We start from the raw sequence: 20,916 nt of genomic DNA on the forward strand, positions 1-20,916 counted from the left end.
GGAGCTGGGCGGACCTCACAACGGACCGTCGAAGGGGGCCGGTTCGGGGACCGGGCGGTCGCTCACCAGGGCAGCCAGCACGAACGGCGCGTCCCCGTCGCTGTGGCCGGCGATCAGGGCGATCCACCGGCCGCCGGAGCCGACGGGTCCCCAGACCTCCAGGTCTCCGTACAGGTCCTCGGCGAACAGCGCCTCGAACAGCGGCTCCACCGGGGAACCGCCCTGCCGCCGCATCAGCGGCCCGTCCAGCCGCACCGTGCGGTGCGGCCCCCAGTGCTCGCCCAACACCCGTGCCACCTGGGCGAGATGGGACTCGGCGGCCTCCTCGGCGTCGTTCCACTCGGGGGCGTACACGCCGGTGAGCGGGTCGCCCTCCCAGAGCGGCACGATCCGGAAGCCCTCCCCGACGGTGACCGTCCACTCGCCGGTGACCGGGTCGCCCTCGGCGGTGGTGGGGCCGTCGGCCGGCACGGGGGCGGCGACCAGCTCGGCCACCTCCGCCGCCGCACGCTCCGCGTCGAAGGCCTCGCCCGCCCGGGAGGTCACAGGGTCGCCCGGTCCATCGGGCGGGGCAGCGGAGCCAGCGCCCCCGCCTCGCGCAGCCGCTCGTACACCTGCACCACCCTCGCGCTGTCGCCCGGAGCCGCGATGCTCAGCAACTCCCCGCCGCCGGAGAGGGGTTCGCGGACCACCGCAAGACCGTCGGGGACGAGGGCCGCGCGGGCCGGGGAGAGGTAGCCGGTGCGGCCGACCACCGGGTCGCCGACGGAGTACCCGGCGTCGTCCTCCAGCGCGTCCAGGACGTCGTCGTCGCTCACATCGCCGAAGTCCGGCTGCCACACCCGGGCGACGAGGGACAGCAGCGCCTCCTCGGGGACCACGGCCTCGTCCGGGGCGTGCAGGATGATCGCGAGCGACTGGAGCAGGAACTCCGGTGCGCCGCCCGCGAGTCCGCTGACCTCCGCCTGCCAGCCGGGCGCCCCGGTGCCGACGAGCCGCAGCCCGGTGCCGGTGAGGTCCGACCAGTCGGCCGCGCTCTGGGCGGTGCGCACCGCGCCGAGCAGGGCGTCGCCGTCGGCGGTGAAGGCGGTGGCCGGCCCGTTTCCGTGGACCTGGCTCCAGGCGTCGGCCGCCTGCGGGACCAGCTCGGCGAGCCCGTCGAGGGTCTGCCGCCACCGCTCGGCCAGGGCCTTCGCCGGCTCCGGCCGGGGACCCCAGAAGCCCCGCACTACACGTCGCATGCTCGTCTCTCCTCCGTCGGCCGGCCGGCTGCCCGCGGTTCCCCCCCGGCCGGACGGCGGCCGGGTCACCACGCGTTGCAGGCTACTCGCCCCGGCGCCCTCGGACCGGGCAACGGCTACTCGTCGAAGGCTCCCGGTTTCCTGGTGCTGTCGCCCGGCTTCGTCGGGCTGTGCACCACCTTGATCGGCAGCCCTTCGTCGCGGAACGCCTTGCGGGCGGCCTTGGCCACGTCCGGGTCGGAGAAGTGCCACTCCACGGTCCGCCCGCCGGACGCCTCCACCTGGGACCTGGCCTCGGTGACGAACTTGTCCTTGCCCGACGGGGTGAGCGTGCCGCTGTCGGACTTGGACAGATAGCTGCCGTAACCGTTCTTGGCCTCCAGGAACGTCTGCCGGGAGGAGTCCCAGCCGTCGTACTCCACCGCCGGCTTGCCCTCGCGCGGATGCGGGACGACGTACTCCTGGCCACGGTTGGTGCCGGTGACCTGCTCCTGGTAACGGAGCCAGGACTCGTTCTTCCAGTTCGGCGCGGGGTTGCGGTCCCGGCTCGCCCAGTAGCCGTCGCCCGCGTCGGCGTCCCCGAGCGTACGGTCCTTGAGGTCGTCGGCCCAGGACGGCGGGTTGTAGTTGCGCGGGTCGGAGGTGTCGTTGCGCTGCGGCTCGGGGTGCTGCTTCTTGTCCAGCTCCGCCTTGCGCGCCCGCTCCGGCTCCTCCAGCCGCTTCTGCTCCAGGTGCGCGGCCCGCTCCGCCGCCCGCGCCTCGGCGGCCGCCTTCTTGGCCGCCTCGTCACAGCCGCCCTCGGCGAGGACGACCCGGGCGGGGGAACCGCCCGCCAGCACGCCGGTGCCCGCGCCCGGCACCCCGCCGGTACCGCCCGCGCCGCCGGTGCCGTACCGCACGAGCGGCGGCCCGCCCGCGATCGCGCAGCCGGTGCGGCGGGCCGCGTCCTCGGCGGTGTCCGCCGCTTCGTCGGCCTCCTTCGCCGCCTTCCGTACGCCGTCGAGGTCGCCGGCCTGAGCAGCCGCGCGGGCCCGGCGGGCCGCGGCCCCGGCGTCGTCGGCGGCGCGGCCCACGGCTCCGGCGACCTTGCCCAGCACCCCGAGCTTGCCGACCTTGCCGACGACCTTCCCGACGTTGTAGCCGGGGATGAAGATCGAGCCGATGTTCCAGATCACATCGGTGACCGCGCGGGTCTTCTCCCCGTTGTTCCAGCGTTCGCGGACCTCGTCCCCGACGAAGACGTCGTCGCCGACCGTGACCACGGTGCTGACGGAGGCCTTGCCCCAGTCCCAGACCGCGCCCAGGTAGTCGCCGTCCGCCCATTTGTCGCCCGCGCCCGCGGAGTCCTTGACCCACTGGTCGCCGAGCTGCTTGCCGTAGTCGGCGAGGCCCGACCAGGTCTCCGGCTTGAACAGGTCGATGATCCCGGTGATGTCGCCCCAGAGCCCGTCCACCACGAGCCCCTTGAAGACCTGCGTCGTACGGTCCCAGGCGCAGCCGAAGAAGCCCCAGCCGCCGCAGTCCTCCTTCTCCTCGGCCTGCTCGCCGCCGTCCTCGCCCTCGCCGCCGTCGGACGCCGGCTGTACGTCGTAGGCGGCCTCGGGCTCCTCGCTGTCCTCGGGGTAGGTGTCCTCGCCGGTGCCGTCGGGTCCTCCCGTGCCGCCGCCGGTCGTGTTGGAACCTTCGGTGCCACCCGAGCCTTCAGAGCCGCCCGAGCCCTCGGTGCCACCCGAGCCCTCGGAGCCGCCGGTGCCTCCCGTGCCGCCCGTCGCGTCGCCTCCGGTGGCGCCGCCCGTGGTCGTCGTACCGCCGTCGGCGCCCCCGTCCGCGCTCCCCGACGTACCCCCGTCGGCTCCCCCGTCAACGCCTCCGTCCACTCCCCCGTCGGCTCCCCCGTCCGTGCCGCCGCCCGGGCGGTCGCCCGCGTCGACGGAGCCGCTGCCCGGGGAGACCGGGCAGGAGCTGCCGGTCAGCGAGCAGATCGCGGACTGGAGGCCCTCGGTGATCCGGCCGCCGAGACCGCCCACCGTCAGGGCCCCGATCAGCGCGACGACGATCAGGACCAGGCCCAGGTACTCCAGGGCGGTCTGCCCCCGGTCCCGCTTCCACGTGATCATGTGCGGGAGCGAGAACTTCGGCGGCTGCCCGCGCTCGGCGGCCGGCAGCCGGAACCACGCCCGGCTGCCCTCACGGTTGATCAGGACGATGATCAGGACCGGCAGGACCAGCTGGGTGACCCCGTCCGGGGACCCGTCGCCCAGGTTGGCGAGGCCGCCCAGGATCAGCCACACCTGGACGGCGACGATGCCCCACCGCACCCGTGTGGAGCCGGTCCGCACCTGCCGGGCCAGCAGCGCCGCGAGCACCCCGGGCGCGGAGGCGTACAGCAGGATGCCGAGCACCTCGGCGCCCATCGCGTCCGCGGCGAGAGCCGAGCCGGACAGACCGATCGCGCCGAGCACCGTCGCGCCGAACAGCACGAGGAGAGCCACCCGCACCACGGCGAGCGGGCGCGGGAGTTCACGCCGCGGGGCGACGGCAGAAGCCGGGCCTCCCGCTACGGGTATGCCACCGACAGCAGACATACGTGAACCGACCCCCGGTGCCCATGAGTGACATGACAACCGGTCACCCTAGGGTCGGCGGGCGCTCACGTCGTGGGCCCCAGGACCCAACCCCGGGCCCATCCCGGCGCGTTGAGCGGCCTCAGCTCGCGCGCAACGCAACGTACCCGGCAGCGGGGCCTCTCGTACGGGACGAGCGGCCCGGCTACCGGGTACGGAGCGGGGTCGTGCTGCTGTGCGCCTGCGTCAGTCGGTGAGGTTCACCGAGCGGGCCGAGGACGCGCCGATCTCCTCGGCGATCTCGGTCAGCACCGGCTGCGGGACGGTCTCGTCGACGGTGAGGACGACCAGCGCCTCGCCGCCCTCCGCGGCCCGCGACACCTGCATGCCCGCGATGTTCAGCCCGGCCTCGCCGAGGATCTTGCCGACCGCGCCCACCACACCGGGACGGTCCTGGTAGCGCAGGACGACCATGTGGTCGGCGAGCGCCAGATCGACATCGTGCTCGCCGATGGCGACGATCTTCTGGAGGTTCTTCGGGCCGGCCAGCGTGCCGGAGACCGCGACCTCCTGGCCGTCGGAGAGCGTGCCGCGCACGGTGACCACGTTGCGGTGGTCGGGCGACTCGGAGCTGGTGGTGAGGCGGACCTCGACACCGCGCTCCTGCGCGAAGAGCGGGGCGTTGACGTAGGAGACGGTCTCGTCGACGACGTCCTCGAAGACGCCCTTGAGCGCGGAGAGCTCCAGCACCTTCACGTCGTGCTGGGTGATCTCGCCATACACCTCGACGTCGAGGCGGGCCGCGACCTCGCCCGCGAGCGCGGTGAAGATCCGGCCGAGCTTCTCGGCGAGCGGCAGACCGGGGCGTACGTCCTCGGCGATGACGCCGCCCTGGACGTTGACCGCGTCCGGGACCAGCTCACCGGCGAGCGCGAGGCGCACCGACTTGGCGACCGCGATGCCCGCCTTCTCCTGCGCCTCGTCGGTGGAGGCGCCGAGGTGCGGGGTGCAGACGACCTGGTCGAACTGGAACAGCGGGGAGTCCGTGCAGGGCTCCTTCGCGTAGACGTCCAGGCCCGCTCCGGCGACGCGGCCCTCCTTGAGGGCGGAGTACAGCGCCTCCTCGTCGACGATCCCGCCGCGCGCGGCGTTGACGATGCGCACCGAGGGCTTCACCTTGTGCAGCGCCTCGTCCCCGATGAGACCGAGGGTCTCCGGGGTCTTGGGCAGGTGCACGGTGATGAAGTCGGCGACCTCCAGCAGCTCGTCCAGGCTGAGGAGCTTGACGCCCATCTGCGCGGCGCGGGCCGGCTGGACGTAGGGGTCGTAGGCGACGATCTTCATGCCGAAGGCCGACATGCGCTGCGCGACCAGGACGCCGATGCGGCCGAGGCCGACCACGCCGAGGACCTTCTCGCTGAGCTCGACGCCGGTGTACTTGGAGCGCTTCCACTCACCGTTCTTGAGCGCGGTGTTGGCCTGCGGGATGTTGCGCGCGGTGGCCACCAGCAGACCGCAGGCCAGCTCGGCGGCGGTGACGATGTTGGAGGTCGGGGCGTTGACGACCATCACGCCGGCCTTGGTGGCCGCGGAGACGTCGACGTTGTCCAGACCGACGCCCGCGCGGGCCACGACCCGGAGCTTCTTGGCGACGGCGAGGGCCTCGGCGTCGACCTTGGTGGCGGAGCGCACCAGGATGGCGTCGACGTCGGCGATCGCCGGGAGCAGCTCGGCGCGGTCCGCGCCGTTGCAGTGCCGGATCTCGAAATCCGGACCCAGGGCGTCGACCGTGGCGGGCGACAGCTCTTCAGCGATGAGTACGACAGGTTTCGAGCTCACGTGAGTCCTCACAAGTCCAGTGCGGACGGCCGTCCCGACGGCCGCAGGCGGTGGAGGGGCTAGCCGCGTGGTAGACGCACGACACTGTGGGCCCTGACGCGTGTATGTGTTGAGAAGTGTAGTCATGCGATGGGCCGTGTACTGCGCCCCCGTGGAAGGATCACCCGCACGAGGGTGGACGTGGTGTACACCCGTACGGAACGCCCCTCCGGAACCCCGCTGCGGAGCGGCTCTGCGGTACCGCGGAGCGGGGCGGGCCCGTGATGGACCCGCCCCGCTCCCCGAGGCCTAGGCCTCTTCGTCGTTCACCCAGCTCATGAGCTTGCGCAGCTCACGGCCCGTGGTCTCCAGCAGGTGGTCGCTGTCGGCCTTCTTGTACTCGTTGTACTTGGGCAGACCGTTGTGGTACTCCGCCATCCAGGCCTTGGCGAAGGTGCCGTCCTGGATCTCGGTGAGGACCTTCTTCATCTCGGCCTTGGTGGCGTCGGTGATGATCCGGGGGCCGGTGACGTAGTCGCCCCACTCGGCGGTCTCCGAGATGGACCAGCGCATCTTCTCCAGGCCGCCCTCGTACATGAGGTCGACGATGAGCTTCAGCTCGTGCAGGCACTCGAAGTACGCGATCTCGGGCTGGTAGCCCGCCTCGGTCAGCGTCTCGAAACCGGCCTTGACCAGGGCGGCGGTGCCACCGCAGAGGACGGCCTGCTCACCGAACAGGTCGGTCTCGGTCTCCTCGGTGAAGGTGGTCTTGATGACGCCGGCGCGGGTGCCGCCGATGCCCTTGGCGTACGAGAGGGCCAGCTCCAGGCCCTTGCCCGAGGCGTCCTGCTCGACGGCCACGATGCAGGGAACGCCGCGGCCCTCCTCGTACTGGCGGCGGACCAGGTGGCCGGGACCCTTGGGGGCGACCATGCAGACGTCGACGTTGGCCGGCGGCTTGATGAAGCCGAAGCGGATGTTCAGGCCGTGGCCGAAGAACAGCGCGTCGCCGTCCTTGAGGTTGTCCTTGACGGACTCCTCGTAGACCTGGGCCTGGATCGGGTCCGGGACGAGGATCATGATGACGTCGGCCTCGGCGGCCGCCTCGGAGGGGGTCACCACGCGCAGGCCCTGCTCCTCGGCCTTGGCCTTGGACTTCGAGCCCTCGTGCAGACCGACGCGGACGTCGACGCCGGAGTCGCGGAGCGACAGCGCGTGGGCGTGGCCCTGGCTGCCGTAACCGAGAACCGCGACCTTGCGGCCCTGGATGATGGACAGGTCGGCATCGTCGTCGTAGAACAGCTCGGCCACTGGGTCTTCTCCTTGGTGTGCAGGTGTTGCGTCCCACCGTACGGCGGGGTGCGTCGTATGCGTTGTCGGGTCTCGCCATGCGAGCGGCGCGGCGGCGCGCCGCCCGGGTCCGTCCGCTCAGGCCGAGCGGTCGAGGGCGCGCAGGGACCGGTCGGTGATCGAGCGCGCGCCGCGCCCTATGGCGATGGTGCCGGACTGGACGAGCTCCTTGATGCCGTACTGCTCCAGCATCTTGAGCATCGCCTCCAGCTTGTCGGCCCCTCCGGTCGCCTCGATCGTGACGGCCTCCGGGGAGACGTCGACGGTCTTGGCGCGGAACAGCTGGACGATCTCGACGATCTGGGAGCGGGTCTCGCTGTCGGCGCGGACCTTCACCAGGACGAGCTCCCGCTGGATCGCAGCGGCGGGCTCGAGTTCGACGATCTTCAGGACGTTGACCAGCTTGTTGAGCTGCTTGGTCACCTGCTCCAGGGGCAGGCCCTCGACATTCACGACGATGGTGATGCGGGAGATGTCGGGGTGCTCGGTGGTACCGACCGCGAGCGAGTCGATGTTGAAGCCGCGTCGGGAGAACAGGGCGGTGATCCGGGCGAGGACACCGGGCTTGTTCTCGACCAGGACGGAGAGCGTGTGCTTTTCGGACATGGGAGTCGTTCTCTCTCTGTCTCTCAGTCGTCTTCGTTGTCGCCGAAGTCGGGGCGGACGCCGCGCGCGGCCTGGACCTCGTCGTTGGAGGTGCCGGCGGCGACCATCGGCCAGACCATGGCGTCCTCGTGGACGATGAAGTCGATCACGACGGGGCGGTCGTTGATGGAGTTGGCCTCTTCGATGACCTTGTCCAGGTCGGCCGGGTCCTCGCAGCGGATGGCGTGGCAGCCCATGGCCTCGGACAGCTTGACGAAGTCCGGGACGCGGGTTCCCTTGGCGGCGTTGCCGTCCGTGTCCGCGCCGGAGTGCAGCACGGTGTTGGAGTAGCGCTGGTTGTAGAAGAGGGTCTGCCACTGGCGGACCATCCCGAGGGCGCCGTTGTTGATGACGGCGACCTTGATCGGGATGTTGTTGAGCGCGCAGGTGGTCAGTTCCTGGTTGGTCATCTGGAAGCAGCCGTCGCCGTCGATGGCCCAGACCGTGCGGTCGGGCATGCCGGCCTTGGCGCCCATAGCGGCCGGGACCGCGTAGCCCATCGTTCCGGCGCCGCCGCTGTTGAGCCAGGTGGCGGGCTGCTCGTAGTCGATGAAGTGGGAGGCCCACATCTGGTGCTGGCCGACGCCCGCCGCGAAGATCGTGCCTTCGGGGGCGAGCTGCCCGATGCGCTGGATGACCTGCTGCGGCGAGAGGCTGCCGTCCTCGGGCAGGTCGTAGCCGAGCGGGTAGGTGTCGCGCCAGCGGTTGAGATCCTTCCACCAGGCGGCATAGTCGCCGGTGTTGCCCTCGGTGTGCTCGGCCTGGACGGCCTGGACCAGGTCGGCCAGGACCTCGCGGGCGTCTCCGACGATGGGCACGTCGGCGACGCGGTTCTTGCCGATCTCGGCCGGGTCGATGTCGGCGTGGACGATCTTGGCGTACGGGGCGAAGCTGTCCAGCTTGCCGGTGACGCGGTCGTCGAAGCGGGCTCCGAGGGCGACGATCAGGTCGGCCTTCTGCAGCGCGGTGACGGCGGTGACCGCACCGTGCATGCCCGGCATTCCCACGTGCAGCGGGTGGCTGTCGGGGAAGGCGCCGAGCGCCATCAGGGTGGTGGTGACGGGCGCTCCGGTCAGCTCCGCGAGGACCTTCAGCTCGGCGGTGGCCCCGGCCTTCAGGACGCCGCCGCCGACGTACAGCACGGGGCGCTTGGACTGGGTGATCAGCTTGGCGGCCTCGCGGATCTGCTTGGCGTGCGGCTTGGTCACCGGCCGGTAGCCGGGCAGGTCCTGGGTGGGCGGCCAGCTGAAGGTGGTCTTCGCCTGGAGGGCGTCCTTGGCGATGTCGACGAGGACCGGTCCGGGGCGGCCGGTGGAGGCGATGTGGAAGGCCTCGGCGATGGTGTGCGGGATGTCCTCGGCCTTGGTGACCAGGAAGTTGTGCTTGGTGATCGGCATCGTGATGCCGCAGATGTCGGCTTCCTGGAAGGCGTCGGTGCCGATCGCCTTGGAGGCGACCTGGCCGGTGATCGCGACGAGCGGGACGGAGTCCATGTGCGCGTCGGCGATCGGGGTGACCAGGTTGGTTGCGCCGGGGCCCGAGGTGGCCATGCAGACGCCGACCTTGCCGGTGGCCTGCGCGTACCCGGTGGCGGCGTGACCGGCGCCCTGCTCGTGGCGGACCAGGACGTGGCGGACCCGGGTGGAGTCCATCATCGGGTCGTAGGCGGGGAGGATCGCACCGCCGGGAATGCCGAATACCGTGTCGGCGCCGACTTCCTCGAGAGAGCGGATGAGGGACTGCGCGCCCGTGACGTGCTCAACGGTGACGGACGGCTGTCCGCCGGTACGGGCGCGCGGCTGCGGGTGGTGGGCCCCGGTGGCCTGCTCGGTCATCGGCATTCTCTTCTCGAAGCTGAGGGTTTTCGCGGGTGTTTTGCAGCGTTTTGAGAGGTGTCAGTGCAACAAAAAACCCCTCGTGCCGTGAGGCAAGCGAGGGGAGCGCGCCGGGTGTGGTCCGCAGAGTGTCGTGGAGTGACTCTGCTTCAGCCGACGCGCTTTCCAAGTACGAGAATTCGGGTGCGCATGGCATTGACCCTCTCTCCAGCACGCATGACGTGTCAAGTGGGTGGGACGGGCGTCTCAGTATGTGATCCGGTGAGCAGCGGGATCGAGCCGCCCGCCAGTACCGGCCGGGGGCTCGGAATGCCCGGTACGGGGAACTCCCCGCGGACCAGGGCGCGTCGCAGCCGGTACTCGTCGAGCGGGCCGGAGAAGGCCATCCCCTGCCCGTGGGTACACCCCATGGCGCGCAGGGCGAGGACCTGCTCGGGGACGTCGACGCCGTCGGCGACGGACTGGAGGCCGAGGTCGCAGGCGATCCGCAGGAGGCCACTGGTGATCTTGTGCAGCCTGGCCGATTCGACCACCCCCTCCACCAGGTTCCGGTCGAGCTTCAGTACGTCGATGGGGAGCCGGCGCAGCGCGTTGATCGCCGCGAAACCACTGCCGAAGCCGTCGAGCGCGATCCGTACGCCGAGTCGGCGCAGGGCCACGAGGCGCTGCTCCAGGGCGTCGAAGGAGACGCGCGGGTCGCTGTCGGCGACCTCGATCATCAGGGCGCCGGAGGGCAGGCCGTGGCGGGTCAGCAGCGCCTCGATGGAGCCGGGGGGCGGGGCCGCGTCCAGCAGCCGGGCCGCGGAGAGCCGGACGGAGACGGCGACGGGATGCCCGGCCCTGGCCCGGTCGGCGGCCTGCGCCACCGCCTCCTCCAGGAGCCAGCGGCCGAGTTCGGCGGTGCGGTCGTCGTCGCCGGAGACCCGGAGGAACTCGGCGGGGGTGAACAGGATGCCCTGGGCGGAGCGCCAGCGGGCCTGGGCGGCGACGGCGGCGACGGACCCGCTGGCGAGGTGGACCACGGGCTGGTGCAGCAGGGCGAACTCGCCGTCGCGCAGGGCGGTGCGCAGCCGGGTGGCCAGCTCGGAGCGGCGTACGACGTCGGCCTGCATCTGCGGGGCGTACAGCTCGACGCGGTCCTTGCCGCCGGCCTTGGCGCGGTACATCGCGAGGTCGGCGTTGCGCATGAGGTCGGTGGGGCTGATGGCGGGCTCGGCGAAGGCCACCCCGATGGAGGCGGCCACCCGGACCTCGCTGGGGCCGATCCGGTAGGGCTGGGAGAGGGTGAGACGCAGCCGGTCGGCGATCTCGTGGACCTGGTACTCCCGGGCGCCCTGGTCGCGGGTGCCGTCGCCCAGGATGAGCGCGGCGAACTCGTCGCCGCCGAGCCGGGCGGCGGTGTCGCCCGCCCGGACGGAGTCCTGGAGGCGGCGGCCGGCCTGGATGAGCAGTTCGTCGCCCGCCTGGTGCCCGATGGTGTCGTTGACCTGCTTGAAGCCGTCGAGGTCGATGAAGAGGACGGCGGTGCCGGGGTCGCTCGCGCGCCGGCCGCCGAGCGCCTGGCGGACCCGGGCGGTGAACAGGGCCCGGTTGGGCAGGTCGGTGAGCGGGTCGTGCTCGGCGTTGTGCTGCAACTGGGCCTGGAGCCTGACCCGTTCGGTGACGTCCCGGCTGTTGAGCAGGAGGCCGCCCTGGTGGCGGTTGACGGTGGACTCGACGTTGAGCCAGTCGCCGGTGCCCGAGCGGAAGCGGCATTCGATGCGGGTGGTGGGTTCCTCGTGGGGCGGGGCGGCGAGGAAGCGCCGCACCTCGTGGACGACCCGGCCGAGATCGTCGGGGTGGATGATCGAGGATAGTTCCGAGCCGACGAGCCCCTCCGCCTCGCGCCCGTAGACCCCGGCGGCGGCGGGGCTGACGTAGCGCAGGGTGCCGTTGGGCGCGGCGATCATGATGACGTCGCTGGAGCCCTGCACCAGGGAGCGGAAGTGGTTCTCCTTCTGGGCCAGCTCCTGGGTGAGGGAGATGTTGTCGAGGAGCATGATGCCCTGCCGGACGACCAGCGCCAGGACGACGGTGCAGCCGGTGAAGATCACCACCCGGTCCACCCGGCGGCCCTCGACCACGTTGTACAGGATGCCGAGGGTGCAGACGGCGGCGGCGAGATACGGGGTCAGCGCGGCGAGGGAGCCGGCGATCGGGCGGCTGGCGATGGCTCGCGGGGGGCCGGGGCGGGCGGTCGGCCGGGCTCCGCGCCGGGCGCCCCAGGGGGCGTAGGCGAGGAGCAGCGACCCGGCGAACCAGCCGGCGTCGAGCAGTTGGCCCGAGTGGTAGGTGGAGCGCAGCAGCGGCGAGGTGAACACCGCGTCGCTCAGCACGGTCAGCGCCAGGGCGGCGATGGCGGTGTTCACCGCGGAGCGGTTCACCCCGGCCCGGCGGAAGTGCAGGGCGAGCACCATCGAGACGAGCACGATGTCGAGCAGCGGATAGGCCAGCGACAGGGCCGCGGGCGCCACGCTGGCGTCCTGGACGCCCGCCAGATGCGTGGTGTGCGCGAGGGCGAGGCTCCAGGCGAGCGTCAGCAGGGAGCCGCCGATGAGCCAGGCGTCCAGCGCCAGGCAGACCCACCCGGCCCGGGTGACGGGCCGCTTGGCCAGCACGAGCAGCCCGACGATGGCGGGCGGCGCGAAGCAGAGGAAGAAGACGTCGGCGAGGGAGGGGGTGGGCACCGGGACGCCGAGGATCACCTCGTACCAGCCCCAGACGGCGTTTCCGCAGGCCGCCATGGCGGAGGAGAGCGAGAACAGCAGCCAGGCGGGCCGCAGCCGGCCCGCGCCCGTCCGTGCGTAGAGGAAGCAGGAGACCGCGGCGATCAGCGCCGCCGCGGCGAGGCCGAAGTCCCCCATGAAGAGGGCTACTTGCGGTGAGCCCCAGCCGACGGCTGCGCCCACCGAATATCCCGCGCAGACGACGCCGAGCAGGATCCGGGACCGCATCCCCGTGGAGCCGGACTCGGACCGTGGGGCGAGCAGGGCCCCCAGCGCGCTCACCGGAGGGCTCCCCGGCCCGGGTCCGCCGGGCACGCGCTCCCCGGGACCTGGCTCCTCGCGGGACCCCTGCGGCGCCGCTCGCTCCGTGGCGGGCACGGCCTCCGCGAAGACACCGCTCCGGGGCAGGAATCCGGCCATCGGCGGGTGGTGCGCTCCGTCGGCGCGGGCGGCCGCGATCGCCCGCCCGTCCGCGTCGGCTCGTCTCTCCATGGCCAGCACATCGCCCGTCGCCCCCTCGCGTTCCGATGCTCCCCCCGCGCCGTCCCTTCCACGGCGCAGCGCCCCGGATCGGACGATACACCAGATCCGTCACTCAGGGCCATAGATTCTCTACGCTCCGTGACGAAAGGCGAGGTGAGCGGCACTGCGTGCATCCGGACCACCCCGTAGCGTGGCCGCGACGGCGGGGTCAGCCGGTGGTGGTGACGACGTTGTGCACCGGCTCCCCGGCGGCGAACCGGGTGAGCTGGGCGGCCAGCAGCCGCTTTGCGCGCGGTTCGAACGCGGAGGTGCTCCCGCCCACATGAGGCGTGATCAAGACATTCGGAGCATGCCAGAGAGGATGGCCGGCGGGCAGGGGTTCCGGGTCGGTCACGTCGAGGGCGGCCCGCAGCCGTCCGGATTCCAGTTCGGACAACAGGGCCTTGGTGTCGACGACTTGGCCGCGGGCGACGTTGACCAAGAGGGCGCCGTCGGGCATCGCGGCGAGGAAGTCGGCGCCCACCAGCCCCTGCGTGGACGGGTTCAGCGGGGTGGAGAGGATCACGACGTCGGCCTCGGGCAGCAGGGAGGGCAGATCGTCGAGCGTGTGTACGGGACCGCGTGCGGTGGCCCGGGCGGAGCGCGCGACGCGTGCGACCCGCGCGCACTCGAACGGGACGAGCCGGTCCTCGATGGCCGAGCCGATGGAGCCGTATCCCACGATGAGGACGGACTTGTCGGCGAGCGCCGGGTAGAAGCCGGACCGCCACTCCTCCTCGTCCTGGCCGTGGACGAACCCGGGGAAGCCGCGGAGGGAGGCCAGGATCAGCGCGAGCGTCAGCTCGGCGGTGGACGCCTCGTGCACCCCTTTGGCGTTGCAGAGCCGTACCCCCGCGGGCAGCAGTCCGAGGCCCGGTTCCACGTGGTCGATGCCGGCGGAGAGCGTCTGCACCACCTGTACGGAGCCCATCGAGGCGAGCGGGCGCTGCGCGACCTCGGGGCCCAGCATGTAGGGAACGACGTAGTAGGCGCAGTCGGCCGGATCGGCGGGGAAGTCCGGGCCGCCGTTCCAGAAGAGGTAGTTGGGCCCTTCAGGGAGTCCGTCGATCTCGTCGGCCGGGAAGGGCAGCCACACGTCGGCAGTCGTCGCAGTCATGGTCAGGAGGCTATGCGACGGGTGTGCGAGCGCTCCAGGTCGGCTGCGCAAAGACCCGGGCAGGCCAGAGGTTACTTTGGGGTGCGGTGCGGCCCCGTGACCGCGGGAGTCCTGAGGGAGGGTTCGGGGAGTTGGAGTGCAGGACTATCGGGGCGGCGGGGCTTGCCGTGGGTGCGGTCGGGCTTGGCTGCATGCCGATGAGCTGGGGCTACAGCGCGTCGCAGCAGCTCGGCGACCGTTCGGTGCGGACGGTGCACGCGGCGCTGGACGCGGGCGTCCGGCTGCTCGACACCGCGGACATGTACGGGCCGTTCACCAATGAGCTGCTGGTGGGGCGGGCGCTGAAGGGTCGCCGCGAGGAGGCGTTCGTCTCCACCAAGTGCGGGCTGCTGGTGGGCGATCAGCACATCGTCGCGAACGGCCGGCCGGGGTACGTGCGTCGGGCCTGTGACGCCTCGCTGCGGCGGCTCCAGACCGATGTGATCGATCTGTACCAGCTGCACCGGGCCGACCCCGAGGTACCGGTGGAGGAGACCTGGGGCGCGATGGCGGAGCTGGTCACCGTGGGCAAGGTGCGCTCGCTGGGGCTGTGCGCCGTGGGGGCGCGCGCCCCGCGCCGGTCGGGCGAGAGCCCGTTCGAGGGAACGATCCGCCAGTTGGAGCGCGTCCAGCAGGTCTTCCCGGTGAGCGCCGTCGAGGCGGAGCTGTCGGTGTGGTCCCGGGAGGCGCTGGCGGAGCTGCTGCCGTGGTGCGTGGCGCGGGGGGTCGGGCTGCTGGCCGCGATGCCGCTGGGCAGCGGTTATCTGACCGGGACACTGAAGCCGGGGCAGGGTTTCGAGCCGGAGGATCTGCGGGCCAGGCATCCGCGCTTCACGGCCGAGGTGATGGCGGCGAACCAGCCGGTGGTGGCCGGTCTGCGGCGGGTCGCGGAGCGCCGGGGGGCGACGGTGGCGCAGGTGGCGCTGGCCTGGGTGCTGCGCCAGGGGCCGCATGTGGTGCCGGTGCCGGGGGCGAAGCGGGAGCGCTGGGCGGTGGAGAACGCCGGCGCGGCGCGGGTGGTCCTGGACGACCGGGACCTGGCGGAGATCGACGCCCTGCCCGCCGCCCGCGAGTCGTGGGACTGAGCGTCGCCGGCCCTGTCGCGGGAGAATGGGCGGATCGGGAACTTCTGGACCGGCCGAGGTGTAGGAACAGGGTGAAGGAACCCGGTGCAGGAGCAGGTAGTCGGGCAACCGTCGAAAGGATCGGTTCCGTGCGTGGTGCTCTGTTCGGACGTGTGCAGTCCCCGGCCGTGCGCAGAGGGGCGGTGGCCGCGCTGGCGTCGGCCGCCCTGCTGCTGTCCGCCGCGTGTTCCGGCGACGGGGACGGGGACGGTGGTGCGTCCGGGCGGCCCGCCGGTTCCCCGACCGTCTCGGGCGGCTCCGCTCCCCCGGCCTCCCCGAGCCGGTCGGCGGACCTGCCGCCGGAGAAGGGCTCGGCGAAGGTCGTCTCGACGCTGACGGAGAACCTGAAGTCGCCGTGGGGTCTGGCCGCGCTGCCGGGCGGAGATCTGCTGGTGTCCTCGCGGGACGAGGGCACGGTCCACCGGATCGACGGCGAGAGCGGGAAGCAGACGCTGCTGGGCTCGGTGCCCGGGGTGTCCCCGGCCGGGGAGGGCGGGCTGCTCGGGCTCGCCGTCTCCTCGACGTTCGGCGCGGACCAGCAGGTGTACGCCTACTTCACCACCACGTCCGACAACCGGATCGCGCGGATGAGTTACGACGAGAAGCGCCCGGCGGGACAGCAGCTCGGGGCCCCGGACACCGTGCTGCGCGGTATCCCCAAGGGCACCATCCACAACGGCGGCCGGATCGCGTTCGGCCCGGACAAGATGCTGTACGCGGGCACGGGCGAGGCCGGGGACACGGAGCTGTCCCAGGACAAGGAGTCGCTGGCGGGCAAGATCCTGCGGATGACCCCCGATGGGGAGCCCGTGCACGGCAATCCGGAGGCGGACTCGGTGGTGTATTCGTACGGGCACCGCAATGTGCAGGGGCTCGCCTGGGACGCGCAGAAGCGGCTGTGGACCGCGGAGTTCGGGCAGAACACCTGGGACGAGCTGAATCTGATCGAGCCCGGCGGGAACTACGGCTGGCCCGAGGTGGAGGGCGAGGAGGGCGAGGACGGGTTCATCGACCCGGTGGCCCAGTGGAAGACCTCGGAGGCCTCCCCCAGCGGGATCGCGTACGCGGAGGGCTCCATCTGGATGGCCGGGCTGCGCGGCGAGCGGCTGTGGCGGATTCCGCTGGCGGGCGAGAAGGCCGAGGAACCTTATGCCGACCCCCAGTCGTTCCTGGATGAGGAGGACGGCCGCCTGCGCACCGTGGTGAGTGCGGGGAGCGACCGGCTGTGGCTGGTCACCAGCAACACGGACGGACGGGGCACGCAGAAGCCGGGGGACGACAGGATCCTCCAGGTGGAAGTGGAGTAGCCGGCCGCCCGCGCGGCATGTTCGGAGGGAGCACGGCCGGTGTTCAATTTCTTCGAGGAGCTCTTCGCCCCGGGGCGCAAGCACACCTCCGACGAGCAGAAGCGGCTGGAGCTGAGCCGGGTCGATCTGGGCATCGGCGATCCGAACCGGGGACCGATAGACCTGACCTCGGGGAAGGTCGTCGTCCGTGCCCCGGACCCGCGCGCGGCCCCCGGCGGAGAAGCCGAGGACGCAGAGGGGCCCTGAAGGGGCCTCGCAGGGCCCTAGGCCGCCGGGTAGAGCCTCAGCCGGTGGGCGAGGGCGGCTGCCTCGCCGCGGCTGGAGACGCCGAGCTTGGCCAGGATGTTGGAGACGTGGACGCTCGCGGTCTTCGGGGAGATGAACAGCTCCTCGGCGATCCGTCGGTTGGTGTGTCCGGCCGCGACCAGCCGGTGCACGTCCTGCTCGCGCGGGGTCAGCCCGAAGGACGCCACGGCGGCGATCGCGGGGTCCTCCTCATCGGCCGGCGACGGCTCGGGGCCGCCACCGGCGGGTGCGGCGATCAGGACGGGGTGGATCCCGGCGTCGGGGCCGGGCACTGTGCCGGAGCCGTCCAGGGTGATGCGGGCCCGGGCCGCCAGCTGCTCGACCGCCTCGGCGAGCGGGCGGGCGCCGAGGCGGCGGGCGGCCGCCAGGGCGCGGTGCAGCAGGACCGTGGCGGCCGCCCGGTCGCCGGGGGCGATGAGCAGGGACTCCGCCCAGCGGCGGTGGATCTGGGCCAGTTCGTACGGGCGGCTCAGCGGAGCGAAGGCCTCGGCGGCGCGTGCCCAGTGGCCGGGGGTGTCCGTGCCCTCCGCGCGGGCCAGCTCCGCGTCGATGAAGACGCCGTGGGCCGCCCACACGGGGACGAGCATCGGGAGGTTCTTCACGCTGCGGCGGATCAGGGCGAGCAGCTCCGGACGGTCCGGTTCGGCGGCGGGCAGCCCGCGGGCGTCCGCCTCGATCATGGCGGCGGTCTGGATCAGCGGCAGGGCGTAGCGCTGGGTGCCGGGCGGGAAGCCCGCCCGGGCCAGTTCCCCGAACGCGGCCCGCGCCTCAGCCAGCCTGCCCTGGGTCGCGGCCAGCAGTACGGCGTGCCGGACGGGGGCGATCAGGTGCTGGAGCTGCGGATCGCGCTGCCCGAAGTGCTTCCGGGACAGCGCGAGCAGCTCCTCCCCCTCGGCGATGTCGCCGCGGGCGATGGCCAGTTCGGTACGGCGCAGCGCGGCGAGGCCCCTGGCCTTGGGGCCGAGCGCCAGGCGGGTGGCGGACGCGGCGGCGGCCTCGCTCTGGGTCCAGTGCCCGAGCGAGAACAGCGACTGCGCCTGGTTGGAGTACACCCAGGACCCGGAGTCGGCCAGCCCGTGGCTGTGGCAGATCTCGATGCCGTGGTCGGCGGCGGCGACCGCTTCCAGCGAGCGGCCCATCGCTTCGAGCGAGGAGGGCAGGTTGACGCTGACCCGGCCCAGGAGGTTCATCAGGTGCAGTTGCTCGGCGCGGTCCCGGACCGCGTACATCTCGGCGAGTCCGTCCTCGACGCCACCCGCCTCCGCGGTGAGCCAGCCGCGGGTGAGGCGGGCGTGCAGCTCGATGTACTCGTCGCCGACGAGCCGGGCGTACTCCACCGCGCGGTCGCTGTCGGCGAGCGCCTGCGGGCCCGGCTGGTGCAGCGCCCGCCAACTCGCCACATTGGTCAGGACGTCGGCCTGCACGGGGGACGGCGGCAGTCCGCGCACCAGCTCCTGCGCGGTGGCCAGCTCCTCCCAGCCGTCGCCCTTGTCGAGGCCCTGCATCAGCCGGGACCGCTGCACCCAGAACCAGGCCTCGCGCAGCGGGTCGGCCTCGGACGCCAGGACCCGCATGGCCTTCTTGGAGATGGCCAGGGCGCGTTTGCGGTCGCCGCCGAAGTGGGCGGCGACGGTGGCCTCGGCCATCACGTCGAGGTAGCGCAGCGGCGCGTTCTCCGGGTCGCACCCGGAGGCCGGGTAGACCTCGGCGTAGTCGAAGGGGCGCAGGGTGGCACGTACCGCGTCGGGGACGTCGTCCCAGAGCCCCATCGCCCGCTCCAGCAGCCTCAGTTGCTCGGAGTAGGCGTAGCGGCGGCGGGCCTCGACGGCGGCCCGGAGCACGGCGGGCAGGGCTTTGGCGGCGTCGTGGGCGGCGTACCAGTAGCTGGCGAGGCGGGTGGCACGTTCGTCGTCGCGGACGAGGGAGGGGTCGGCCTCCAGAGCTTCGGCGTACCGGCGGTTGACGCGGGTGCGTTCGCCGGGCAGCAGGTCGTCGCTGACGGCCTCGCGGACCAGGGAATGCCGGAAGCGGTAGCCGTCGTTGTCGGGCGCGGGCTGCAGGAGGTTGGCGCCGACGGCCGCGCGCAGGGCCTCGTCAAGGTCGTCCTCGCCCAGGCCGGCGACGGCGGCCAGCAGTTCGTGTTCGACGAAGGAGCCGCCCTCGGCGACGATCCTGGCGATCCGCTGGGCGTGCTCGGGGAGTGCCTCGACGCGGACGAGCAGGAGGTCGCGGAGGGACTCGGAGAGCCCGGAGCTGTCGCCGCAGCACTCCAGGGAGCGGGCCAGCTCCTCGACGAAGAAGGCGTTGCCGTCGGAGCGGTCGAAGATCTCGTCGACGAGTGCGGCCTCGGGGATCTCGGCGAGGATGCCGGCGAGCTGGCGGCCGACCTCGTCGTGGCTGAACCGGTCGAGTTCGACGCGGGTGACGGTGCGCAGCCGGTCCAGCTCGGCGAGGAGCGGGCGCAGGGGGTGGCGGCGGTGGATGTCGTCGGCGCGGTAGGTGCCGACGACCATGAGGCGGCCGCTGCCGAGGGTGCGGAAGAGATAGGCGAGCAGATGCCGGGTGGAGGCGTCCGCCCAGTGCAGGTCCTCCAGGACGAGGACGACCACGCGGTCGGCGGAGATCCGCTCCAGCAGGCGGGCGGTGAGTTCGAAGAGGCGGGCGATGCTGTGCTCGTCGGTGGCGTCCCGGTGGACTTCGCCCAGTTCGGGCAGGAGCCGCGCCAGCTCGCCCTCCTGCCCGGCGCAGGCGGCGGCCATCTCCTCGGGCAGCGCCCGGCGCAGGGCGCGCAGGGCGGTCGGGAAGGGGGCGAACGGCAGCCCGTCGGCCCCGATCTCGACGCAGGACCCGACGGCCACCACGGCGTCGCGCCGCTCGGCCGCCGAGACGAACTGTTCGACCAGACGGGTCTTGCCGACGCCCGCCTCGCCGCCGATCAGCAGCGCCTGCGGGTCGCCGGACGCGGCCCGCGCGAGCACCTCGGTGAGCGCAGCGAGTTCCTCGGCGCGCCCGACGAACACGGGGCTGACTGACCTGGTCTCCACGCCGCTGAGCATCGCATACGCGTGCGAGGCGGCGGGCGCCTTTTCGCGGAGGGTGATCATGCTCCCGGCGCGGTCCCCGGCCGATGCCACGCCTCCCCGTAGGGCCGCCTCCCCGCCCGCCGCACGCGATCCGGAAGGAGCGTCGGCGGGACCGGGGGCCGGCTCGGTGGTCGTCCCGGGCCGGGGCACCGTCAGGCGGCCGGGGTGAAGCGGGCCCGCTCGTCCTGCCTCACCTTCCCCTCGGGATCACGGCGTCCGGTTCGGCGGGCGGCCCGGCGGGCGCGGCGGGCCCGGCCGATCTCGCGCTCGGCGTCGGCCCGGCGGATCAGCTCGGCGGAGGTGGAGCGGTAGATCTCGTACTCGTACATGGTGTGCCCCTGGTTCCTGGTCGTGGCAGCGGACCGGAGGGGGCCCGGCCGGTCGGCCGGACCCTGTGTTCCGCTGTGTGTCCACTGTCGTCGGCCAGGAGGGGCGCCCGCATCGGGCGAGTTCCGCATCTTCGCGGCGGTGGGGGCCTTAGGCGGGCCCACCCCGTGTCCGAGGGGTGGGCGGTGGCCTTAGGGGTCATCGGCCCGGGGTCAGCCGGCGGCCGGGGCGCCCGCGCTGGGCAGGGCGGCGAAGAGGTCGAAGTACATGACCGCGGAGATCAGCACGCCGAGGACGCCGAGGGCGACACCGGCCAGGGCGACCGCGCGGACCCAGGCGGGCTGCGGCCGCTCGGAGGGGGTACCGAAGGCGGGGCGGACCAGGACGACGACGCCGACGAGCAGGGCCAGGACGGCGAAAACGCCGTTGACCAGGGCGGTGGTGTGCCAGGCGTCCCCATAGATCTCGGAGATCTGCTGGGCCGCGCTGCCGCCGCCGCCGGAGGTCTTGATCTGGCCGATGAGCGTCTCGCGCTCGGCGGCGACCCGGCCGGTCCACGCGCCGGTCAGGGCGACGACGCCGAGGGCGGCGGAGACGACGGCGGCCGCGCCCGCGCCGACACCGTGCCGGGCCGCCACGAAGGGGTCGGCCTCCAGGTCCTCGTCCTCGGTCTCGGCCTCGTCGTCGGTCTGCTCGGCGAGGTCGTCGGGAGCCGCCGCGGGGGCCTTCGCGGAGTCGGCGGCAGCGGCCTCGGACGACGTACCGGTGGTGTCCTTCGTCAGGGCGTCCTGCGTCGCCGCGTCCTCGGCGGCAGCCGTCTCGTCGGGGTTCGTCGTCTTGGAGGGGGTGGTGTTCATGCGCCGCACGCTAGGG

General features: G+C 72.6%; 15 protein-coding genes. 3 read left to right on the top strand and 12 right to left on the bottom strand.

Features of this window, described 5'->3' with window-relative positions; translation table 11 throughout:
• Positions 1 to 15: 15 nt before the first annotated feature.
• The 9 genes from ACFWRV_RS10875 to ACFWRV_RS10915 all read right to left on the bottom strand — a co-directional run bounded on the left by ACFWRV_RS10875 (position 16) and on the right by ACFWRV_RS10915 (position 13,857).
• Complete coding sequence (locus ACFWRV_RS10875; protein ID WP_384331506.1) at positions 16 to 546, bottom strand: hypothetical protein; 531 nt, start codon at positions 544 to 546, stop codon at positions 16 to 18.
• Positions 543 to 1,241 carry a hypothetical protein gene (locus ACFWRV_RS10880; protein ID WP_384331508.1) on the bottom strand — a complete coding sequence of 233 codons (699 nt, stop codon included), beginning with the start codon at positions 1,239 to 1,241 and terminating at the stop codon, positions 543 to 545. The genes ACFWRV_RS10875 and ACFWRV_RS10880 overlap by 4 nt, the downstream gene beginning before the upstream one ends.
• A gap of 116 nt (positions 1,242 to 1,357) precedes the next feature.
• Positions 1,358 to 3,826, bottom strand: coding sequence for a Tox-REase-5 domain-containing protein (locus ACFWRV_RS10885; RefSeq protein WP_384331511.1), 2,469 nt, complete (start codon positions 3,824 to 3,826; stop codon positions 1,358 to 1,360).
• Between the two features lie 225 nt (positions 3,827 to 4,051).
• Positions 4,052 to 5,644 (bottom strand): phosphoglycerate dehydrogenase, encoded by a 1,593-nt coding sequence (gene serA / locus ACFWRV_RS10890; protein ID WP_384331514.1) that lies wholly within the window; start codon positions 5,642 to 5,644, stop codon positions 4,052 to 4,054.
• A 288-nt stretch (positions 5,645 to 5,932) separates the two neighbouring features.
• Entirely contained in the window at positions 5,933 to 6,934 is a 1,002-nt protein-coding gene (gene ilvC, locus ACFWRV_RS10895; protein ID WP_384331516.1) for a ketol-acid reductoisomerase, read from the bottom strand.
• A 117-nt stretch (positions 6,935 to 7,051) separates the two neighbouring features.
• Positions 7,052 to 7,579: an acetolactate synthase small subunit gene (gene ilvN / locus ACFWRV_RS10900; protein WP_003966072.1), complete on the bottom strand. Its 528-nt coding sequence runs from the start codon at positions 7,577 to 7,579 to the stop codon at positions 7,052 to 7,054.
• Between the two features lie 23 nt (positions 7,580 to 7,602).
• Positions 7,603 to 9,459, bottom strand: a complete 1,857-nt coding sequence (locus ACFWRV_RS10905) for an acetolactate synthase large subunit (protein WP_384331521.1) — start codon at positions 9,457 to 9,459, stop codon at positions 7,603 to 7,605.
• Positions 9,460 to 9,677: 218 nt separating this feature from the next.
• Entirely contained in the window at positions 9,678 to 12,500 is a 2,823-nt protein-coding gene (locus ACFWRV_RS10910; RefSeq protein WP_384331749.1) for a putative bifunctional diguanylate cyclase/phosphodiesterase, read from the bottom strand.
• A gap of 409 nt (positions 12,501 to 12,909) precedes the next feature.
• Positions 12,910 to 13,857, bottom strand: a complete 948-nt coding sequence (locus ACFWRV_RS10915; protein ID WP_384331524.1) for a 2-hydroxyacid dehydrogenase — start codon at positions 13,855 to 13,857, stop codon at positions 12,910 to 12,912.
• Between the two features lie 167 nt (positions 13,858 to 14,024).
• On the opposite strand from ACFWRV_RS10915, the gene ACFWRV_RS10920 reads away from it, so the two are divergent.
• The 3 genes from ACFWRV_RS10920 (at position 14,025) to ACFWRV_RS10930 (ending at position 16,573) form a co-directional block, all read left to right on the top strand.
• Positions 14,025 to 14,981 (top strand): aldo/keto reductase, encoded by a 957-nt coding sequence (locus ACFWRV_RS10920; RefSeq protein ID WP_384331752.1) that lies wholly within the window; start codon positions 14,025 to 14,027, stop codon positions 14,979 to 14,981.
• Between the two features lie 128 nt (positions 14,982 to 15,109).
• Positions 15,110 to 16,327 (top strand): PQQ-dependent sugar dehydrogenase, encoded by a 1,218-nt coding sequence (locus ACFWRV_RS10925; RefSeq protein WP_384331527.1) that lies wholly within the window; start codon positions 15,110 to 15,112, stop codon positions 16,325 to 16,327.
• Between the two features lie 39 nt (positions 16,328 to 16,366).
• Positions 16,367 to 16,573: a DUF6191 domain-containing protein gene (locus tag ACFWRV_RS10930; RefSeq protein ID WP_384331530.1), complete on the top strand. Its 207-nt coding sequence runs from the start codon at positions 16,367 to 16,369 to the stop codon at positions 16,571 to 16,573.
• A gap of 17 nt (positions 16,574 to 16,590) precedes the next feature.
• On the opposite strand, the gene ACFWRV_RS10935 is transcribed toward ACFWRV_RS10930, so the two are convergent.
• The 3 genes from ACFWRV_RS10935 to ACFWRV_RS10945 all read right to left on the bottom strand — a co-directional run bounded on the left by ACFWRV_RS10935 (position 16,591) and on the right by ACFWRV_RS10945 (position 20,900).
• Positions 16,591 to 19,737: an AAA family ATPase gene (locus ACFWRV_RS10935; protein ID WP_384331533.1), complete on the bottom strand. Its 3,147-nt coding sequence runs from the start codon at positions 19,735 to 19,737 to the stop codon at positions 16,591 to 16,593.
• Positions 19,738 to 19,868: 131 nt separating this feature from the next.
• Complete coding sequence (locus tag ACFWRV_RS10940; protein ID WP_384331536.1) at positions 19,869 to 20,045, bottom strand: hypothetical protein; 177 nt, start codon at positions 20,043 to 20,045, stop codon at positions 19,869 to 19,871.
• 210 nt (positions 20,046 to 20,255) lie between these two features.
• The gene (locus ACFWRV_RS10945; RefSeq protein ID WP_384331539.1) at positions 20,256 to 20,900 is read right to left on the bottom strand and encodes a hypothetical protein; all 645 of its coding nucleotides are present in this window, start codon (positions 20,898 to 20,900) and stop codon (positions 20,256 to 20,258) included.
• Positions 20,901 to 20,916 lie beyond the last annotated feature (16 nt).

It is taken from the genome of Streptomyces sp. NPDC058576 (genome assembly GCF_042718715.1).
Taxonomy (GTDB): Bacteria; Actinomycetota; Actinomycetes; order Streptomycetales; family Streptomycetaceae; genus Streptomyces.

Excerpts from the sequence above, each read along its gene's own strand:
- ACFWRV_RS10880 (WP_384331508.1), bottom strand. The coding sequence starts at position 1,241 with ATGCGACGTGTAGTGCGGGGCTTCTGGGGTCCCCGGCCGGAGCCGGCG.
- ACFWRV_RS10885 (WP_384331511.1), bottom strand. The coding sequence starts at position 3,826 with ATGTCTGCTGTCGGTGGCATACCCGTAGCGGGAGGCCCGGCTTCTGCC.
- ilvN (WP_003966072.1), bottom strand. The coding sequence starts at position 7,579 with ATGTCCGAAAAGCACACGCTCTCCGTCCTGGTCGAGAACAAGCCCGGT.
- ACFWRV_RS10905 (WP_384331521.1), bottom strand. The coding sequence starts at position 9,459 with ATGCCGATGACCGAGCAGGCCACCGGGGCCCACCACCCGCAGCCGCGC.
- ACFWRV_RS10915 (WP_384331524.1), bottom strand. The coding sequence starts at position 13,857 with ATGACTGCGACGACTGCCGACGTGTGGCTGCCCTTCCCGGCCGACGAG.
- ACFWRV_RS10935 (WP_384331533.1), bottom strand. The coding sequence starts at position 19,737 with ATGATCACCCTCCGCGAAAAGGCGCCCGCCGCCTCGCACGCGTATGCG.
- ACFWRV_RS10940 (WP_384331536.1), bottom strand. The coding sequence starts at position 20,045 with ATGTACGAGTACGAGATCTACCGCTCCACCTCCGCCGAGCTGATCCGC.
- ACFWRV_RS10945 (WP_384331539.1), bottom strand. The coding sequence starts at position 20,900 with ATGAACACCACCCCCTCCAAGACGACGAACCCCGACGAGACGGCTGCC.